This window comes from Sphingomonas sp. 22R3R2A-7, assembly GCF_036856055.1.
GTDB lineage: Bacteria > Pseudomonadota > Alphaproteobacteria > Sphingomonadales > Sphingomonadaceae > Sphingomonas.
In genome coordinates this window covers 2,193,757-2,210,976 of sequence record NZ_JASPFR010000001.1, presented here as the reverse complement: position 1 = coordinate 2,210,976, position 17,220 = coordinate 2,193,757, and the positions used below count along the sequence as shown (strand labels likewise).

General features: G+C 66.1%; 15 protein-coding genes and 3 pseudogenes. 9 read left to right on the top strand and 9 right to left on the bottom strand.

From position 1 onward, the window contains the following. Positions 1–76: 76 nt before the first annotated feature. The 5 genes and pseudogenes from QP165_RS10545 to QP165_RS10525 form a co-directional block, all read right to left on the bottom strand. A complete protein-coding gene (locus QP165_RS10545) occupies positions 77–2,041 on the bottom strand; it encodes a M10 family metallopeptidase C-terminal domain-containing protein (protein ID WP_333995596.1) in 1,965 nt (654 codons plus the stop codon). A gap of 15 nt (positions 2,042–2,056) precedes the next feature. Continuing rightward, the gene (locus tag QP165_RS10540; protein ID WP_333995594.1) at positions 2,057–2,503 is read right to left on the bottom strand and encodes a hypothetical protein; all 447 of its coding nucleotides are present in this window, start codon (positions 2,501–2,503) and stop codon (positions 2,057–2,059) included. A gap of 772 nt (positions 2,504–3,275) precedes the next feature. Beyond that, positions 3,276–3,419 carry a hypothetical protein gene (locus tag QP165_RS10535; protein ID WP_333995592.1) on the bottom strand — a complete coding sequence of 48 codons (144 nt, stop codon included), beginning with the start codon at positions 3,417–3,419 and terminating at the stop codon, positions 3,276–3,278. Positions 3,420–4,092: 673 nt separating this feature from the next. After that, a pseudogene (locus QP165_RS10530) lies at positions 4,093–4,435 on the bottom strand (alkylphosphonate utilization protein). Continuing rightward, positions 4,432–4,557 (bottom strand): hypothetical protein, encoded by a 126-nt coding sequence (locus tag QP165_RS10525; RefSeq protein ID WP_268795884.1) that lies wholly within the window; start codon positions 4,555–4,557, stop codon positions 4,432–4,434. The pseudogene QP165_RS10530 and the gene QP165_RS10525 overlap by 4 nt, the downstream one beginning before the upstream one ends. Before the next feature lie 176 nt (positions 4,558–4,733). Between QP165_RS10525 and QP165_RS10520 the strand changes: the two genes are divergently transcribed. Continuing rightward, a complete protein-coding gene (locus QP165_RS10520) occupies positions 4,734–5,264 on the top strand; it encodes a hypothetical protein (RefSeq protein ID WP_333995591.1) in 531 nt (176 codons plus the stop codon). A gap of 3 nt (positions 5,265–5,267) precedes the next feature. Beyond that, on the top strand, positions 5,268–5,918 hold the full coding sequence (locus QP165_RS10515) for a YbhB/YbcL family Raf kinase inhibitor-like protein (RefSeq protein ID WP_333995590.1): 651 nt from the start codon (positions 5,268–5,270) through the stop codon (positions 5,916–5,918). A 157-nt stretch (positions 5,919–6,075) separates the two neighbouring features. On the opposite strand, the gene QP165_RS10510 is transcribed toward QP165_RS10515, so the two are convergent. The 3 genes from QP165_RS10510 to QP165_RS10500 form a co-directional block, all read right to left on the bottom strand. Then, entirely contained in the window at positions 6,076–6,201 is a 126-nt protein-coding gene (locus QP165_RS10510) for a hypothetical protein (protein ID WP_268795883.1), read from the bottom strand. Positions 6,202–6,392: 191 nt separating this feature from the next. Beyond that, on the bottom strand, positions 6,393–7,412 hold the full coding sequence (locus tag QP165_RS10505) for a GGDEF domain-containing protein (protein ID WP_056018046.1): 1,020 nt from the start codon (positions 7,410–7,412) through the stop codon (positions 6,393–6,395). A 66-nt stretch (positions 7,413–7,478) separates the two neighbouring features. Beyond that, a complete protein-coding gene (locus tag QP165_RS10500) occupies positions 7,479–8,015 on the bottom strand; it encodes a peroxiredoxin (protein WP_056018044.1) in 537 nt (178 codons plus the stop codon). 90 nt (positions 8,016–8,105) lie between these two features. Here QP165_RS10500 and QP165_RS10495 point away from each other — a divergent pair, with 90 nt between their 5' ends. Beyond that, positions 8,106–8,936, top strand: a complete 831-nt coding sequence (locus QP165_RS10495) for an inositol monophosphatase family protein (protein ID WP_333995589.1) — start codon at positions 8,106–8,108, stop codon at positions 8,934–8,936. A gap of 193 nt (positions 8,937–9,129) precedes the next feature. Here the strand turns inward: QP165_RS10495 and QP165_RS10490 are convergent. After that, positions 9,130–11,254 (bottom strand): annotated as a pseudogene (locus tag QP165_RS10490) (AsmA family protein). 168 nt (positions 11,255–11,422) lie between these two features. Here QP165_RS10490 and rpmI point away from each other — a divergent pair. The 6 genes and pseudogenes from rpmI (at position 11,423) to QP165_RS10460 (ending at position 17,153) form a co-directional block, all read left to right on the top strand. Further along, positions 11,423–11,626 carry a 50S ribosomal protein L35 gene (gene rpmI, locus QP165_RS10485; RefSeq protein WP_031395289.1) on the top strand — a complete coding sequence of 68 codons (204 nt, stop codon included), beginning with the start codon at positions 11,423–11,425 and terminating at the stop codon, positions 11,624–11,626. Between the two features lie 19 nt (positions 11,627–11,645). Beyond that, complete coding sequence (rplT, locus tag QP165_RS10480; RefSeq protein ID WP_031395288.1) at positions 11,646–12,011, top strand: 50S ribosomal protein L20; 366 nt, start codon at positions 11,646–11,648, stop codon at positions 12,009–12,011. Between the two features lie 278 nt (positions 12,012–12,289). After that, on the top strand, positions 12,290–12,631 hold the full coding sequence (locus QP165_RS10475; protein ID WP_333995588.1) for a GIY-YIG nuclease family protein: 342 nt from the start codon (positions 12,290–12,292) through the stop codon (positions 12,629–12,631). 22 nt (positions 12,632–12,653) lie between these two features. Next, on the top strand, positions 12,654–13,748 hold the full coding sequence (gene pheS / locus QP165_RS10470; protein WP_333997000.1) for a phenylalanine--tRNA ligase subunit alpha: 1,095 nt from the start codon (positions 12,654–12,656) through the stop codon (positions 13,746–13,748). Next, positions 13,745–16,157, top strand: a pseudogene (gene pheT, locus QP165_RS10465) (phenylalanine--tRNA ligase subunit beta). The gene pheS and the pseudogene pheT overlap by 4 nt, the downstream one beginning before the upstream one ends. A gap of 120 nt (positions 16,158–16,277) precedes the next feature. Next, a complete protein-coding gene (locus QP165_RS10460) occupies positions 16,278–17,153 on the top strand; it encodes an aldose 1-epimerase family protein (protein ID WP_333995587.1) in 876 nt (291 codons plus the stop codon). Positions 17,154–17,220: the final 67 nt, after the last annotated feature.

Genomic DNA, 17,220 nt, shown 5'->3' with positions numbered 1-17,220 from the left:
GTTCTTGTGCCCTGTGCGCCCGCGACCCGGCTGTGCCGCGGGCGAGTGGGGGAGGGCCGGAGCCGCTCCCCGAGCGTCAGAAGTGCAGCGCGCCGACACCGACGGCCGAGCCGACATTGCTGTAGACGTAATATTCGGTGCCGTTGTTCGTGACGACGCCGTCATATTCGAGCGCGGAGGTGCCGCTCAGCGCGACGCTGCCATGATCGCCGCCCAGATCGAGCACGCCGTTCTTGCCGAACGTGATCTTGTTGTCGTTGTTGGCATCGGCGAGCTTGGTCGTGGTCACGAAGATGTCGTTCTTCGTGAAGGACACCGTATCGTTGCCGAGCGACGACACCGGGTTGGCGGTGTCGAAGAAGAAGACGTCGGTCGCGCTTGCGGTCGTGCGTCCGCGCAGGACGTCGTTGCCGAAACCGCTCTCATACACCTTCTGCCCGCTCGACGCGACCGGGCGGACCCGCGCGTCCTCATAGTAGAAGACGCCGTCGATGCTGCCCATCAGCCGCAGTCCGCTGCTGCCCTGCGCGCCGACCAGTTCGACGCGGTCGCCGTCGCTGCCGTCGAGCGTGAGCGACGCACCCTTCCAGGTGATGATCCCGTCGCCATTGGCGTCGTTGATCGCCTTGGTCGTGGCGAGGACATCGCCGCGCGACCAGTCGGTGATCCGATCCGCGCCCGACGTCCCGCCCGAGCGCAGTTCGAAGATGTCACGGCCGGCGCCACCGGTGAGGGCGTTGGCGACCTCGTTGCCGATGATCCGGTCGTTGCCGCCGCCACCGATCGCATTCTCGATGACCGCGCCATAGGCGATCGAGACGTTGTCGGTGAACAACCCGCTCTTGAGCCCGAGCTGCGTCTTGAGGTCCTCGTAGAAGTCGTAGCTGGCCTGCGAGCGCGCTGCGAAGCCGAGCGCCGCGCGATTGGCATTGACCTGCTCGAGCGTCAGGAAGTCGTCGACACCGCCACCCGACGAGAAGGCGCCCTGGTTGAGGTCGATGGTCGACGAGGTGTTCCAGCCGGAGAAGTCGAGCGTATCGGTGCCGCCCGCATCCCAGATCGCGACGATCGGCCGGGTATTGGCGGAGAAGTCATAGACGGCGTTGTCCGCGGTGGCGTTGAAGCCATAGACGGTGTTGCCGGTCCGCGTCGTCTGGTCGGCGCCATAGATCTTCTGGATGGCGGCGATGTCATGGACCAGCGGCGTGGCCGCATAGGCGAAGTTCAGCAGCGCCCAGTCGATATGCTGCGCGCCCGTCTCATACGCATCGAAATAGCTCATGATGCTGTATTGGCGTGAATCCTGCGCGTAGAAGGCATCGCTCGCATAGGTGATCGGATCGGGCACGCCGTCGCCGTCATTGTCGTCGAGCGCGTTATAATCGCCGGGATGGCTGAGCCCGATCGCGTGACCGATCTCGTGCACCATCGTCGTCTGTGCGTAATAGCTTGCGGTCAGCGGCGAGAAGTTCGACGCGACGCCGCCGTCGATCCAGACGTCGCCACCGAGCCGGCCATAATCCTCGAAGCCGAAATCCGCGAGGATCTCCGCATCGTCGGTGCTGCCGAACGGCAGATAGGCATAGGCCTGCGCGCCACCGGTCGCGGTATTGCCGAACGTGATGTCCGCCGACCCCGACTTGGTCTGCTCGAACGAAATCGCGACCAGATCGTCCCACAACGTCATCGACCGCTGGGCAAGCGCCGTCTGACCGGCGTTGAACGCGGTGAAATCGAAATATTCGTTGAGCGCGACCGTGCCCGTGACGTTGGTGTAATAGCTGTTCGCCAGCTCCTCCTGGTTGAGCCAGAAGCCATAGTTGAGGACGCCGTCGTTCAGTTCGCCATAGTTGTTGGTGTACCAGTCATATCCCGACCGATTGAAGTTCGCGTTGATCTGATCGAGCGTCCAGATCGTCTTGTCATTGGATGTGCCGCCCGCATTGGGGTCGAGCGAAGCGGCGAGGGGAACGGGCCCGCCATCATTGTACGTCCCGCCGTCATTGAACCCTGCCGTTGATCCGGATGCTTCGAACGTCATGCTATTCTCCCTGTTTTAACCCTGTGTCGGCGGATATGTACGCGCGCCCGGACTGCCTATTCTGGTCTGTTCCCGGCGTTGCGATGATGAGGCAGGCTTTTCTGCAACACGTCGTCGATCTGTGGTCGTGGCGGCGCCGTGCCGTGCCATACGACACTGTACCGCGCGGGCGATCTCGGCGTCGTCGATCTCGACGGCGCGGCGGACGACGACGACGAGGTGTTCGCCCTGCGGATGCTGTTCGATCGCGACGGCAACGATGACGGTGTCACGGTCCGCCTTGGTCGCGCGGTGGTCCCGCGAGATGGGGGTTACCGGCAGAAGCGAGCGCCGCCGCGCTTCGTCGGCGATGACGTCGCATAGCGCGGGCGCGATCCCCGTGTCGCACATCAGGCCGATACGCGCCGCACCGCGCCATAGCGGGGACGGCATCACGCGTTGCGACGACGGTGCGGCGTCCACGGCGTCAGGTGCGGCGGCAGCCAGCGGCGACGCTATCATCATGGACAATCCGACTGGCCCCCACACGGTGTTCCGCTCCCCATCTTGGTTAACGAAGCTGACACTTTTATTACAAAAGTCAACGACATTACGGGGCGGTATCGTGCGCGTGACGAACGCATCACGTTTGGATGATGCGTGAGCGGCGGAGGTGGTGGCGCGCGCGGTTTGAATTCCGTCGTGAGCGTGGATAATCGCTTCATACGGACAGGCGTCAGGGGCAGCGTGAGTCGGGTTCCGCGTGGCAGGCGGCCGCCGACACGAGCCTTGGTCAGCCGATCGCGGATCTGCTCGCGAGTGTCACTGCCAGCATCGATGTTGCCGCAGCGTCGCATTGCGAACAGCCGCGGTGTTTCGGGTACCCATGATGACCGTAGCGCGGGGTCCGCCGCGCTTGGCCATGCAGTGCGGTGGGCATCATGTCGTGACAGATGATGTCACAACCGTCTGGTCGAAATCGCCAGCTCCAACGCCGCCGTGGGCAATCGCATCGTTATTACACGAAAACGGTATGGAGGGGACGGCGCCACATCCGCCAGCCTATGTCCGGCCTAAAGATCAGCGGCCATGCTTGCGACCAAGACATGGCCTGACCGGCTTTACTGGAACCTGCAGACGAGTGCCGGCGCATACAGTCTGAAAGTCATGCCTCCGCCCAAGAACTTGCGCCGCTTGTCAGAAATGAGGCGGCGCAGATCGGCAGCATGTATCACACGGGTCTTGCCAAGACCTGTTACGCATAGGCCAGCATCAACGCCAACGCGATCAGCATCCAAATGACGATGCTGATGGAAAGGCCCACGACAAGCCCGAACATGGCCTGCGGGGCATCGTGGTACGACGGCGGTTGTATCACAGAGCGGTGAAGCTCATTCATGGCACTCTCCTCAGCGGTCATATCGCTCGCTTTGTCTCAACATGGGACAGGGAGGGCCAGAAATCAAACAAAAATATGCAATTACGCGAAATTTTCGAACGAAATTTCTATTGTGAAGCCGCCATGTATTCGGGGCTTAGTTGAGTTTGAAAAAATCAATCAATTCAATGGGCAGCATTGCGAACTTAATAGTAGCGGCAGGAAGTGAAGTTAAGAAGCAAATCGGACGACAATAAAAAATCGTTTATAATCGGAGGCGCGATAATACTATTATTCGGGTGTTGTAAGAATATGGCGAACCGTCGGAGCCGGCGGCGATCGACAAATAGTCCTCGCAACGCTTGCAGGAGCAGCAGCGCGGCTCGAAGCAATCGGTCGGCACGGGCGCGAGGCGAATGCCGTGCGTGAATTGTCCGACTAGTACGGCCCCACAGCAACTACCGCTCGCTTTCGCCCGGGGCTGGCCATGATCTCCTCGGGGCATCGCACGCACCATCGACCAGTGACTGTTGTTCTTGGTCATGGTCGGATCGTTAAAGGTGGAAGCACCGCGGTCATGAGTGGACTATCGATGAGCGCGGCGGGGGCGTTGTGATTCGCACCCGCCGCAGCGTCGGGCGCGCGACGCGGACGCGCGCGAATCGCCCGCTTCATGCTCCTCGCATCGCCGGCGTCAGCGCTTCCGCACGAACTCCGCGCGCAGCACCAGCCCCTTGATACCCTCGTATCGGCAGTCGATCTCCTGCGCGTCACCGGTAAGCCGGATCGACTTGATCAGCGTTCCGCGCTTGAGCGTTTGACCTGCGCCCTTGACGGTCAGGTCCTTGATCAGCGTCACCTGGTCCCCGTCCGCGAGGACATTGCCGACCAGAATCGCGCACGACGACGCCATCCTCGCCATCCTCGCCAGCCTCGTTGTCCGCCCCGGCGCCTGCGGCCACCCACTCGCCGGTCGCCTCGTCATAGACATAGCTGTCCTCGGCGCTGGTCCCGGCCGTCGTCTCGGACCCGCTCATTTCAGCGTCGTCATCTCGACGGGCTTGCCCTTGGTCGTCGGGTTCGCAGCATTCGCCTTGGGCGCCTTTTCGGCCTTGGGCTTGCGCACTTCCTTGTTCGACTTCTTCTGGCTCTTGGCCATGATGCTGCCCCTTTGACGGAGCGGAGCGCCCCGGTGCTGCCATGCTACACGGTCACGGTGCCGCACGCGCGCATATTCGCGGGCGTGCGCGCCAACCGGAGGATCGCCCGGGATCGCAACCTCGACCCCGCCGGCGCGTTGAGGAAGGTCATGAAGGCGGGGATGCGATGCATATGATGGCCAGGCTCGTTCCCATCGCGCTCGCGGCGTTCGCGCTCACGGGCTGCGGCAAGGCCGACGACCGGGCGCAGGCCGATGCGGTCGGAAACTTCACGCCGCCGGCGATGCGCGCGCCCAAGCCGATGGCAGGGCAGGCGCAGACGACGCCGATCACCGCCTATGTCGGCAAATATCCGCACGACGCGGTTGGCGGGGTCGATTTCTTCGACCGGACCGAGGTCGCGAACGCGTTGATCGACGCGGTCGGCGACGACAAGGTCCGCACGCTGATCCGGACCCGCGACGGTCCCGAGACGCCGATCTTCCGGCGCGGGCCGCGCGTTGCTGCCTGGGGCTGCGAGCAGCATAATTGCGGCGATCACAACTGGATGTTCGCGGTCGCCGCGGATGCGAGCCAGGCCGGCGATGCCGATGCCGGACGACCCGAGGCCTGTTATCACGATGCGGACAGCATGGGCGATCGCAGCCGCTGGTATGGCGATGGCGGACCGACCTTCCGTCCCGGTTCCTGTCCGTCGGAAGGATAAGCAATGCTTGAACATCTTCCCGCATGGCTCGGTCATGCAATGCAGGGGTGGCGCGCGGGCGCCGATGCGGTCGTGATCGCGCGACCCGACCTCGCCGCTGGTGCGATGGCGGACGCGCAACTTGCGTCGCTCGACCTGTCGAGCCCGGCGTTTGCGCGCGACGCGCGCCTGCCCGAGCGCTTTACCGCGGACGGTGACGGTGTCTCGCCGCCGCTCGTCTGGGGTGCCGCCCCGGCGGGCACCGCGGCATTTGCGCTGATCGTCGAGGATGCCGACGCGCCGACGCCGCAGCCACTCGTCCACGCGGTCGTGTGGAACATCGCTGCCGACGCAAACGGTCTTGCCGAGGGTGCGATCGTCGCCGATGGCGCCGGCCAGGCCAACGCTGCGATGCCCGGGGATGTCGGCCGCAACTCATATCTGCGCGAGGGGTGGCTGCCGCCCGATCCGCCGACCGGGCACGGGCTCCACCGCTATGTCTTCCAGCTTTTCGCGCTCGACTCCGCACTCGGGGATCCGGGGACGTCACCCGGTCGATCCGCCTTTGTCGAGGCGATAAAGGGTCATGTGCTCGCCGCGGGGGTCCTGGTCGGGACCTATTCGCGCGAGGAGGAGGCGCCGGTCGGACCGGTGTCGTCAGGCGTGCTCGCCTGACCGGATCGGCGCGTGCCGATACCCTGGGTCAGATGAACGCGGCGCTGTGCGTCGTGATCAGCAGGACAGTCGTTGAAAATGCGGCGAGGCCGATCAGCAGGCTGCGGGCCATGGTGTGTCTCCAGCTATACGGGATGGGGTGAAGGCGGCGCGTGGCTCAGGCGATCGGGACGATCGGAGCGGCGGCGCTGACGGCGATCGCGGCGAAGACGACCGCGCCGACGAACGAGACGGCGATGCGCTTGGCGGCTTCGATACGGGCGGAGGCAAAGAGGAAGGTCATGATGGCGGTCCCTGTGATGTCGGCGTCCGGACCATCCGGCGTCGATATCCAGGGCATTGCATGCAGCGTGCCAATTCAGCATGTGACTGAAACGAGCCGATATTGTTTGTGCGGCCTTGGCCAGACAGCAATTTACGCCATGCCGACCGGCCGGATATCCCATTTATCGGCGCGGTTGACGCCGCACCCGATCAGGCGGTGCACACCCGATCGCGACCATCGCCCTTGGCGGTGTACAGAAGCCGGTCCGCACGCAGGAACGCCGCCTCCGCGGTTTCGTCCGCGTGGATCGCGGTCACGCCTGCCGAGAACGTCACCTGCCCCAGCGGCCGGTCGGTCTCGCGGTTGCGGAACCGCTTCGCCGCGACCATCGCCCGAACCGAATCGAGCAGCGCGGCGGCATCGCTCAGGCTGACGCCCTGCATCAGCACCGCGAATTCCTCGCCGCCGTGCCGCACGACGAGATGCCCACCGCATCCCTCCGCGATGGTCTGCCCGATGACCGTCAGGACGCGGTCGCCGACGCCGTGACCGAACGCATCGTTGACGCGCTTGAACCGGTCGACGTCGCAGACCGCTAGGCAATAGGGGCCGGCATCGAGGTCGCGCGCGGCAAACGCCTCGTCGAACGCGCGGCGGTTGGGAAGCCCGGTCAGCGTGTCGCGCCGGGCGGTGTCGCGCGCCTCGGCCAGCTTGGCGCGCAACAGGTTGGTTTCCTCGGTCGCGGTCGCCAGCCGCACTTCGGATTCGCGGATCCGCTCGATCATCGCGCTGGTGATCCGCGTGATCTGGTCGATCTCCGCAAGTCCGGGCGCTATCGTGATCGCCGCGGCGCTCTCGGCGAGCTCGTGGCCAAGCCCGCGGGTCTCGGCATGGATCGTCTGCATGATCGAGGCGAAGTCGTTGACCTGCTCCTGCGTCTCGGCGACCAGCCGGTCCGCCTCGCCGTTGCGGACATCGGCGTCGCCGGTCGACACGGGGATCACGACCTGTCCGCCGAGTGCTTCGATATCCTTGCGCAACAGACGCACGCCGCCCTCGGTCAGCCGCGCCACCGTGGCGGCGAGCGGACCATCGGGCGCGGCGAGCACGCTGTAGGCAAAGCTGTAATGCGCCGGTTCGGGGCTTAGTCGGTGGTCACGGAGAAACTGTCCGATCCGCTCGAACAATCCCTCCACTGCCATCGCCCGTGCGCCCTGCGCATCTCGCATGTTATCGCCCCCGATTCGGCTTCAAGATAAACCCGAAAAGGTTAGTAAGCGATGACGATTAATGCGTTATCGCCGGTTAAGGTTCTCGACTGCGGCAAGCGTCGTCGTGACATGATCGGTCGGATTCATGTTGTCGTGGACAAAGGCGACGCGTCCGTCCTTGCCGATGACATAGCTGGTCCGCTTCGTCACGTTGCGACCCAGCACTTGCTTCCCCAGCGCGACGTCATAGCCCGCGACGACCTTTGGCCCGGCGCTCGCGACCGCGAACTTGCCCGCGCACTTTTCTGCCGAGAACTTGCTGAGCGTCTCGACATTGTCCGCCGACATGCCGATCACCGTCGCACCCGCCTTGGTGAAGGCGGGGATCGCCTCGGCAAAGGCATGCGCCTCGGCGTTGCAGCCGCCCGTGTACGCCGCCGGGAAGAAATAGAGGACGACGGGGCCCTTTTTGAGCTGTTCCGCCAGGTGGACGGTGAAGACCTTGCCCGCGATCGCGCCACGGGTGGTGAAGTCGGGAGCCTTGGCGCCGGGCGCCAGCGCCGCGAATGCCGGTGCGGCAGTGAGAAGAGCGACGGCGGCGAGAGTCGAGACGAGGCGCATGGGCGATACTCCGGTTGGATCGCAATGACCTACGCCGCGCCGTGCGCCTCGTCCATTGCTCATGACGGCGTGCGCCGATAGGCAGGGAATATGCCAGTAACCCAAGCCGATATCGACCTCGCGCACCGCCTCGCGGATGCTGCGGGCCACGTCATCCGACCCTATTTTCGCCATGAGCACGGCGTCGAGATCAAGGACGACCAGTCCCCCGTCACGCGCGCGGACCGTGAGGCCGAATCGGCGATGCGTCGGCTGCTCGACGCCGAACGCTCGGGCGACGGCATCGTCGGCGAGGAGTTTGGCGAAAAGGTCGGTGTCACCAACCGTAAATGGGTGCTCGACCCGATCGACGGCACGCGCAGCTTCACCGTCGGCCGTGCGATCTTCGGGACGCTGATCGCGCTCGTCGAGGATGGCTGGCCCGTGCTCGGGATCATCGACCAGCCGGTCCAGCGCGAACGCTGGGTCGGCGTCGCGGGGCGGCCGACGACGCTCAACGGCGTCCCGGTACGCACGCGCGCCTGTCGCGATCTCGCGGGATCGACGATCGCCACGACCAGCCCGCATCTGTTCGGCGAGGGCGATGTCCCGCATTATCTCGCGCTGGTCGCCGCGATCTCGGGCGGCAATCCGCGGCAGGGGCCCGTCTATGGCGGCGACTGCTATAACTACGGTCTGCTGGCGAGCGGTCATCTCGACGTCGTCTGCGAATCCGGTCTCCAGCTCTACGACTTCGCCGCGCTGGTGCCGGTCGTCGAAGGCGCCGGCGGGATGATGTGCGACTGGAACGGGGACCCGCTGACCGCCGCGAGCGAGGGCCATGTGCTCGCGATCGGCGACCCGGCGCGGCTGGATGATGTGCTCGAGGCGATGCACCGGATCGCGGGCGATGCGCACGACCATGGCGACCACGATCACTGAGGCCGTCTTGGCGGCCGACGGTCGTCAGGCCTCGTACCCAGTCTGATATCCGTCATCCCGGCGAAAGCCGGGACCCACGGACACGGAACGGTCGCTAACCGCGCTGGCCGAAACCATGGGCCCCGGCTTTCGCCGGGGTGACGGGGGCCAGTAAGGTGAGGTGAGCGGCGCGGCTGCGACCAAACCCGCCGCCTTAGAAGATCCCGAGAAACTTCTTCTTCTGTCCCTTCTTCTCGGCCTCCGACGTCTTGCCATCCTCGGCCTTGGCCGTCGTTCCCCGGCCGACATCATCACGCGCCTCGCCCTTGGTCGTCCGCTGTGCCTTGGCGGTAGCACCCGCCAGCACCGGGCCGCACGCGGTGGCCTTCGCATCGCCGACATCGACAAAGGCGAGGATCCCCGCCACCGGCGTCGCCACCAGCGCGAGTCCCAGCCCGCTGCCGACCCGCGCGAGCAGGTCCTTCGAGATGACGCTCATCCTGGGCGCCGCGAACACGCCGCCGAACCCCACGGGCGACTGTCCGGCGAACAGGCTGAACTTCTTCGAGATCGGCGCGGAAGGCGAGGTCGACCGCCTCGTTGCGGAAGCTGAACCCGCCGCGGCCGACGATCACGTTCTTGCGCGTGTCGATCAGGATCGGGTCTGCCGCCGCGACGCCGCTGCGCACCGTAAAGCCGATCAGCCCGCAATTGACCTGCACGGGTTCGTCGAGCTTGCCCTGGAACATCCGCTGCGCAAATGTGCCGATGTCGAGCTCGGCGAGCTGGACGTTGCGCACCGACAGCGCGCCCGACGGCATCACGAACGCGATACGCCCGCGCGACGACGCCAGCGAATCATGGATCGAATCGCCGCGACCATCGAGCTTGATCCGGCCCTTGATCGTCCCCGTCGTCCCCGCCTCGGCCAAGCCATAGCCCTTGAGCAGCCGCCCCAGCGGCGTCGGGGCAAGGCGGATGTCGTAGGACACCGCGCTTGGCCGCGACCGCGTGTCGAAGACCACGTCGGAGGCGACGTTGCCGCGCGCCATCGCGAAGGTCAGCGGCGACAGCGCGAGCCGCCCGCGCTCGAGGTCGAGCGTCAGGTCGACGTTCGAGATCGGGATGTTCTTCGACCGGACCACGCCGATCGTCCATTTCAGATCGGCGTCGAAGATCCGCATCGTCTCGATCGGGAAGTTCGCATCGGGCAGCAGACGCTCGGTCCCCGCACCCGTCGCCGCGGCGGCGGCCACCGCGCCCTTCGTCTCGACGATATCCGGATTATAGCCGATGAACGGCGCGGCATCGACGATGTCGAGGCTTTTGGTCGCCAGCACCGAATCGAGATGGATACGGTCGCCATTGGTGATGGTCAGCTTGCCCGCCAGATCGGTCTTGCCAGCGATGCCGGTAATCCGCGTGAAGCGGTATTCCTCGCCGGTCTTCACCATCTGCCCGCGCAGGCGATAGGTCCGTGTGTTGGGGATCGCCACGTCGATGACGCCGAGCAGCGTCGACAGGTTGGCGCCACGTGCGGTCACCGCGAGCGGCACGTTCTCGACATCGGCGATGCTGGGCAGCGTGCCGGCGACATCGATGACATTCCCGGCCGCGCGCATCCGCGCGACGAGCTTGTTCTGCCCGCGGTTGGCGGTGGCGTCGGGCGACAGGAGTTGCGCGGTCACCGTGAACGGCGTCTCGCGCAGCCGTCCGGTGCCCTTCAGTCCGACCGCGCGACCGATCGTCGCGTCGACCGACCGGATATCGGCGACGTCGAGATTGGCGAGCACGCGCATCCGCGGATCGAGATAGCGCACGCTCGTGCCCGTCACCGTCGCGACGTCGATCCGCGGAAATTCGAGCGGCTTGCCGCCCTTCTTGTCGCTGAACGTCCAGGTGTTAGCGCTATGCGCGGCGTTCCATTCCAGATCGACCGCGCCGTCGACCAGATCGAGCCAGTAGAGCCGCCGCTTGCCGAAGATCAGCGACAGCGGCGCGATCCGCGTGTCCAGCTTCTCCGCCTGGAACAGGTTGGGGCGGCTCGCCCAGTCGGGGTTCGAGAGCGTGAAGCGCTCCGCGTAGAACTTGATCCGGAACGGCGCGAAATAGAGCTGGAAATCGCCGCGGACGCTGACCGTGCGGTGAGTCAGCGACCCGACGATCCGCTCGAACGGATGCTTCAGGAAGCGGCCCTTGGTGATGTAGAGCACCAGCCAGATCGCCGCGATCACCGCGACGATCCCGATCAGGACGTTGCGGACGATCCGCCGCACCCGGCGCGGACGCGCCTGGGTCGGGGCAGGGGAGGCGATCGGCTGCGGCGCGCTTTGGTCCATGAAAGAACGTATCGCATGGCGGGCGCTGCGGTTCCAAATGGTGGACAATGGCGCCACGCCCGTCTATGCGCGCCGCTTCCTCGAAGGGAACGCGTTCGACGAATCGCCCGGCCAGTGTGGGCTGCCGCGGCGATTTCAGCGTCCTCCTTCGTAACCGAAAGGATAAAAATGCCCAAGCTGAAGACCAAGAGCGGCGTCAAGAAGCGCTTCAAGCTCACCGCCACCGGCCTGCTCAAGCACGGCGTCGCCGGCAAGCGTCACCGTCTGGCGCATCACAACGGCAAGTACATCCGTCAGAACCGCGGCACCAAGCTGCTGTCCAAGGCCGATACCGCAGCAGTGAAGGCCTGGGCGCCTTACGGCCTGCGTTGAGCTGAGAAGGAATTAGACAATGGCACGCGTAAAACGGGGTGTTACCACCCGCGCCAAGCACAAGCGTATTTTGGTTCAGGCGAAGGGCTATTATGGCCGTCGCAAGAACACCATCCGCATCGCCCGTCAGGCCGTCGAAAAGGCCGGCCAGTACGCCTATCGTGACCGCAAGGTTAAGAAGCGCACGTTCCGTGGCCTCTGGATCCAGCGCATCAACGCCGGCGTCCGCGCCGAGGGTCTGACCTACTCGCAGTTCATGCACGGCGTGAAGCTTGCGGGTATCGAACTCGACCGCAAGGTCCTGGCCGACATCGCGATGCACGAGGGCGCAGCCTTCAGCGCGATCGTCGCACAGGCAAAGGCAGCACTTCCCCAGGCCGCGTAATCCGCGACTGAGGTTGGGTTCGAAAAGGGCGCCGGTGGGAAACCACCGGCGCCCTTTTCGCGTTTCGGGCGGAGTGAACGCCCGACATCCGTAAGCCCATCCCCACATTCGTCGTCCCCGCCCCCTTTCCGTCATCCCGGCGAACGCCGGGACCCATGGTTACGGCGGACCCGGCGAAAGCGTGCTACCATCACCCGGCCCGCAACCATGGGTCCCGGCGTCCGCCGGGATGACGGAGCTAAGGAAGCCTGAAGCGGGCGCAAAGGGGAGCACCAGAAATGCGCGAAACCTTCCAGCCCTGCGTCTACATCCTCGCCTCGCGCCGCCACGGCACGCTCTACATCGGCGTCACCTCAAACTTGATCGCGCGCCTCGTTCAGCACCGCGAGGGGTTGATCCCCGGCTTCACTCGCCGGTACGGCATCAGGCGTCTCGCCTATTACGAGATGTTCGACAGTATGGAGGCCGCGATCGTTCGCGAAAAGCGGCTGAAGGAATGGCGAAGAGCGTGGAAGATCGAACTGATCGAAGCGCGCAACGAAAATTGGGACGATCTGGGTATCGGTCTGGGGCTGCCCCGCCTACCCGATCTGCCGACCGAACCCGCCCTGGGAGTATGACGTGACGCAAGACCTGAACCAGATGCGCGAACACATGTTGACGGCGATCGCCGCGGCATCCGGCCTCGACGCGCTGGAGGCGTGCCGGGTCGAGGCGCTCGGCAAGCAGGGCACGATCACCGCGCTGCTGAAGACGCTCGGCAAGATGACCCCCGACGAGCGCCTCGTGCAGGGCCCGCTCATCCAGGGGCTGCGCGAAGCCGTGGCGAACGGCATCGCCGAGCGCAAGGCAACGCTCGAACGCGCGGCGCTCGACGCGCGGCTCGCCAGCGAAACGCTCGACATGACGCTCCCCGCCGACACGACGCCCGCCGGCACGATCCACCCGGTCAGCCAGGTCATGGACGAACTCGCCGAGATCTTCGCCGACCTCGGCTTCGCGGTCGCGACCGGGCCTGAGATCGAGACCGACTGGCACAATTTCTCCGCGCTCAACATCCCCGAGACGCATCCGGCGCGCGCGATGCACGACACCTTCTATCTCCAGCAGGGGATCGACGCGAAGGCCGCGGGCACCGCCGACGAGAAGACGACCTTCTCGCTGCTCCGCACGCACACCTCGCCCGTCCAGATCCGCACGATGTTGTCGCAGAAGCCGCCGATCCGCATCATTGCGCCGGGCCGCACCTACCGCTCGGACTCGGACGCCACGCACACGCCGATGTTCCACCAGGTCGAGGGCCTCGTGATCGACAAGGGCATCACGCTCGGCCATCTGAAGTGGACGCTCGAAACCTTCGTGAAGGCGTTCTTCGAGCGCGACGACATCGTGCTCCGGATGCGCCCGAGCTATTTCCCGTTCACCGAACCCTCGGTCGAGATCGACGTCGGCTACACGCTGGTGAAGGGCAAGCGCGTCGTCGGCGGCGCGGAGCCCGATGGCTGGCTCGAGATTCTGGGCAGCGGCATGGTTCATCGGAAAGTGATCGAGGCGTGCGGGCTCGATCCCGACGAGTGGCAGGGCTTTGCGTTCGGCTGCGGGATCGACCGGCTCGCGATGCTCAAATACGGCATGGACGACCTCCGCCCGTTCTTCGACGGCGATATCCGCTGGCTGAAACATTATGGTTTCTCGAGCCTCGACGTCCCCACTTTGTCGGCAGGAGTCGGCGCATGAAGTTCACGCTCAGCTGGCTCAAGCAGCACCTCGACACCACCGCCACGCTCGACCAGATCGTCGATGCGCTCACGCGTATCGGCCTCGAAGTCGAAGGCGTCGAGAATCCCGGCGAGAAGCTTGCCGCATTCCGCATTGCCAAGGTGCTCAGCGCCGAACGCCATCCGCAGGCCGACAAGCTCCAGATCCTGTCGGTCGACGCCGGAGACGGCCCGCTCCAGGTCGTCTGCGGCGCGCCCAACGCGCGCGCGGGGCTGGTCGGCGTGTTCGGTGCGCCCGGCGCGTATGTCCCCGGTCTCGACGTCACGCTGAAGCTCGCGAGCATCCGCGGCGTTGAATCGAACGGCATGATGTGCTCGACGCGCGAGCTGGAGCTCGGCGAGGACCATGACGGCATCATCGAGCTGCCCGAGGACGCGCCGATCGGCACGCCGTACCCCGACTATGCCGGGCTCACCGATCCCGTCATCGACGTCGCGATCACGCCCAACCGCCAGGACTGCATGGGCGTCCGCGGCATTGCGCGAGACCTCGCTGCGGCCGGCATGGGCACGCTAACGCCGCTGATCTTCGATCCCATCGTCACCGACGGGGCAGGGCCATCGGTCCGCACCGAAGACACCGCCGGCTGCCCCGCCTTCTTCGCGCAGACCGTCACCGGCGTGACCAACGGCGACTCCCCGAGTGGATGCGCCGCAGCCTCATCGCGATCGGCCAGAAACCGATCTCCGCGCTCGTCGACATCACCAATTACCTGATGATCGACCTCGGCCGCCCGCTGCACGTCTATGACCGCGCCAAGCTGTCGGGCGACCTCGTCGCGCGCAAGGCCAAGCACGGCGAACAGGTCGTCGCGCTCAACGGCAAGACCTACACGCTCGACGAAACCATGACCGTCATCGCCGACGACGTGGCGGTGCACGACATCGGCGGCATCATGGGCGGCGAGCATTCGGGCGTCTCGGCAGACACCACCGACGTGCTGATCGAATGCGCCTATTTCGATCCCGACCATATCGCGCGCACCGGCCAGAAACTCACGCTCACCTCCGACGCGCGCAGCCGCTTCGAACGCGGCGTCGACCCGGCGTTCCTCGACGACGGCCTCGCGATCGCCACCGCGCTCGTGCTCCACATCTGTGGCGGCACCGCGAGCGCCGTCACCCGCTCGGGCGAAGCGCCGTCGGAGCCGCGCGTGATCCACTACGACCCGCGCCTCAGCACAGACCTCGGCGGGCTGCACGTGGCGCCGGAGCGGCAGGCGCGCACGCTGCTGTCGCTCGGCTTCACGATCGGCGCGATCAAGAGCGCGGACGCGTTCAGCGACGCGCTGTTCTCGACGATCGAGGGCAAATGGCCGGTCACGGTCCCGAGCTGGCGCCGCGATGTCGACGGCCCCGCCGATCTCGTCGAGGAAGTCGTCCGGATCGAAGGCATCGACAGCATCCCTTCGACGCCGCTCCCGCGAATGCCCGGCGTCGCCAAGCCCACCGCCACCCCCGAGCAGAAGCTCGAGCGTCGCGCGCGCCGTGCCGCCGCAGCCCGCGGGCTCGACGAGGCGGTGACGTGGAGCTTCCTCTCTGAGGCCGAAGCCGCACCGTTCGGCGGCGGCGCCTGGACGCTCGCCAACCCGATCAGCGAAGACCTAAAGGTCATGCGCCCCTCGCTGCTCCCCGGCCTGCTCGCCGCGACGGGGCGCAACCTCAAGCGCGGCCAGCAAAGCGTCCGCCTGTTCGAGATCGGCCGCCGCTACCTCGCCGACGCCGAGCGCGCGACGCTCGGTGTGGTGCTGGCGGGCGACCGCCGCCCGCGCGGCTGGCGCGACGGCAAGGCTGCGAGCTTCGACGCGTATGATGCGAAGGCCGAGGCGATCGCGCTCCTCGCCGCCTCGGGCGCGCCGGTCGACAATCTGCAGGTCATGGGGGAGGCGGGCGATGCCTGGCACCCGGGCCAGTCGGGCACGCTCCGCCTCGGGCCGAAGACCGTGCTGGCAAGCTTCGGCATGCTCCACCCGCTGGTCCTGAAGGCGTTCGACCTCGACGGCGCGGTCGCGGCCGTCGAAGTCTATCTCGACGCGATTCCCCCAAGCGCGCGTCCGGCTTCGCGCGTCCTGCCTACACGCCGCCGGCGTTGCAGGCGGTCCGCCGCGACTTCGCGTTCCTCGTGCCGGCGGCGCTCGCCACCGACACGCTGGTCCGCGCGGTGAAGGGCGCCGACAAGGCCGCGATCGTCTCGGCGCGTGTGTTCGACGTGTTCACCGGGGCAGGGGTGGAAGACGGCCACAAGTCCGTCGCGGTCGAGATCGTCCTGCAACCCACCGCCAAGAGCTTCACCGACGAGGAGATCAAGGCGATCGCCGACAAGGTCGTCGCCGCAGCCGCGAAACAAGGCGCGAGCCTGCGCGGGTAAGCGTGCCCTCACCCTTCCCACGGCCAAGCGGCCGCGGGCCCCTTCCCTCTCCCCCAAGGGGAGAGGGAGAGACGCCGAAGGCGGCGAGGGTGAGGGCATGAATTCGAAGGAAGGACCCCCATGACCGACCTGATCACGATCGCCAACGACCACCTGACCGCGCAGATCAACCCGCTCGGCGCCGAACTCACGTCGCTGAAGGACGCGGCCGGCCGCGAGCTGATGACCAACGCCGACCCGGCCTATTGGACCGGCCACGCACCGATCCTCTTCCCCGTCGTCGGCCGCCCCTACCGCGACACTATCCGCATCGACGGCACCGAATACCCGATGAAGCAGCACGGCTTTGCACGGCGCATGGTGTTCGCCGTGTCCGAGCAGCAGCCCGGATCGGTCGCCTTCACGCTCGAGGCGACGCCCGAGACACGCGCAGTCTATCCGTTCGACTTCCGGCTGACGGTGACGTTCGCGCTGGTCGACGCGACGCTGAGCGTCGACGTCGCGATCACCAACCCCGCCGCGCAGCCGCTTCCGGCGAGCTTCGGCTTGCATCCCGCCTTCGCCTGGCCGCTGCCTTGCGGGAAGGATCGCGCCGACCACCGTATCGTCTTCTCGGCCGACGAGCCCGATGCGCTGCGCATGATCGCCGACGACGGCACGATCGCCGAGGGTGAGCGGGCCTCACCGCTGGAGGGTCGGACGCTGCGCCTGCGCGACGACCTGTTCGCCAAGGATGCGCTCGTCTGGGACTCGGTCCGCTCCGACTCGGTCACCTATGGGGCCGAGCACGGCCCGCGGCTGCGGATCGACTTCCCCGACACGCCGATGCTCGGCATCTGGACCAAGCCTGGCGCCGCCTATGTCTGTGTCGAGCCGTGGCACGGCATCGCCGATCCCGAGGGCTATGACGGCGACTTCCGCGACAAACCCGGTGTGTTCGAGGTGGCGCCGGGCGCCGCCAAACGCATCGCGCTCCGCGTCACGCTGATGGCCTGACCTCGCCAATTCCGTTCGTGCCGAGTAGAGACCGAGCGAAGTCGAGGGCTCGTATCGAGGTACATGT

Excerpts from the sequence above, each read along its gene's own strand:
- QP165_RS10545 (WP_333995596.1), bottom strand. The coding sequence starts at position 2,041 with ATGACGTTCGAAGCATCCGGATCAACGGCAGGGTTCAATGACGGCGGG.
- QP165_RS10535 (WP_333995592.1), bottom strand. The coding sequence starts at position 3,419 with ATGAATGAGCTTCACCGCTCTGTGATACAACCGCCGTCGTACCACGAT.
- QP165_RS10525 (WP_268795884.1), bottom strand. The coding sequence starts at position 4,557 with ATGGCCAAGAGCCAGAAGAAGTCGAACAAGGAAGTGCGCAAGCCCAAG.
- QP165_RS10520 (WP_333995591.1), top strand. The coding sequence starts at position 4,734 with ATGGCCAGGCTCGTTCCCATCGCGCTCGCGGCGTTCGCGCTCACGGGC.
- QP165_RS10515 (WP_333995590.1), top strand. The coding sequence starts at position 5,268 with ATGCTTGAACATCTTCCCGCATGGCTCGGTCATGCAATGCAGGGGTGG.
- QP165_RS10510 (WP_268795883.1), bottom strand. The coding sequence starts at position 6,201 with ATGACCTTCCTCTTTGCCTCCGCCCGTATCGAAGCCGCCAAGCGCATC.
- QP165_RS10505 (WP_056018046.1), bottom strand. The coding sequence starts at position 7,412 with ATGCGAGATGCGCAGGGCGCACGGGCGATGGCAGTGGAGGGATTGTTC.
- QP165_RS10500 (WP_056018044.1), bottom strand. The coding sequence starts at position 8,015 with ATGCGCCTCGTCTCGACTCTCGCCGCCGTCGCTCTTCTCACTGCCGCA.
- QP165_RS10495 (WP_333995589.1), top strand. The coding sequence starts at position 8,106 with ATGCCAGTAACCCAAGCCGATATCGACCTCGCGCACCGCCTCGCGGAT.
- rpmI (WP_031395289.1), top strand. The coding sequence starts at position 11,423 with ATGCCCAAGCTGAAGACCAAGAGCGGCGTCAAGAAGCGCTTCAAGCTC.
- rplT (WP_031395288.1), top strand. The coding sequence starts at position 11,646 with ATGGCACGCGTAAAACGGGGTGTTACCACCCGCGCCAAGCACAAGCGT.
- QP165_RS10475 (WP_333995588.1), top strand. The coding sequence starts at position 12,290 with ATGCGCGAAACCTTCCAGCCCTGCGTCTACATCCTCGCCTCGCGCCGC.
- pheS (WP_333997000.1), top strand. The coding sequence starts at position 12,654 with ATGCGCGAACACATGTTGACGGCGATCGCCGCGGCATCCGGCCTCGAC.
- QP165_RS10460 (WP_333995587.1), top strand. The coding sequence starts at position 16,278 with ATGACCGACCTGATCACGATCGCCAACGACCACCTGACCGCGCAGATC.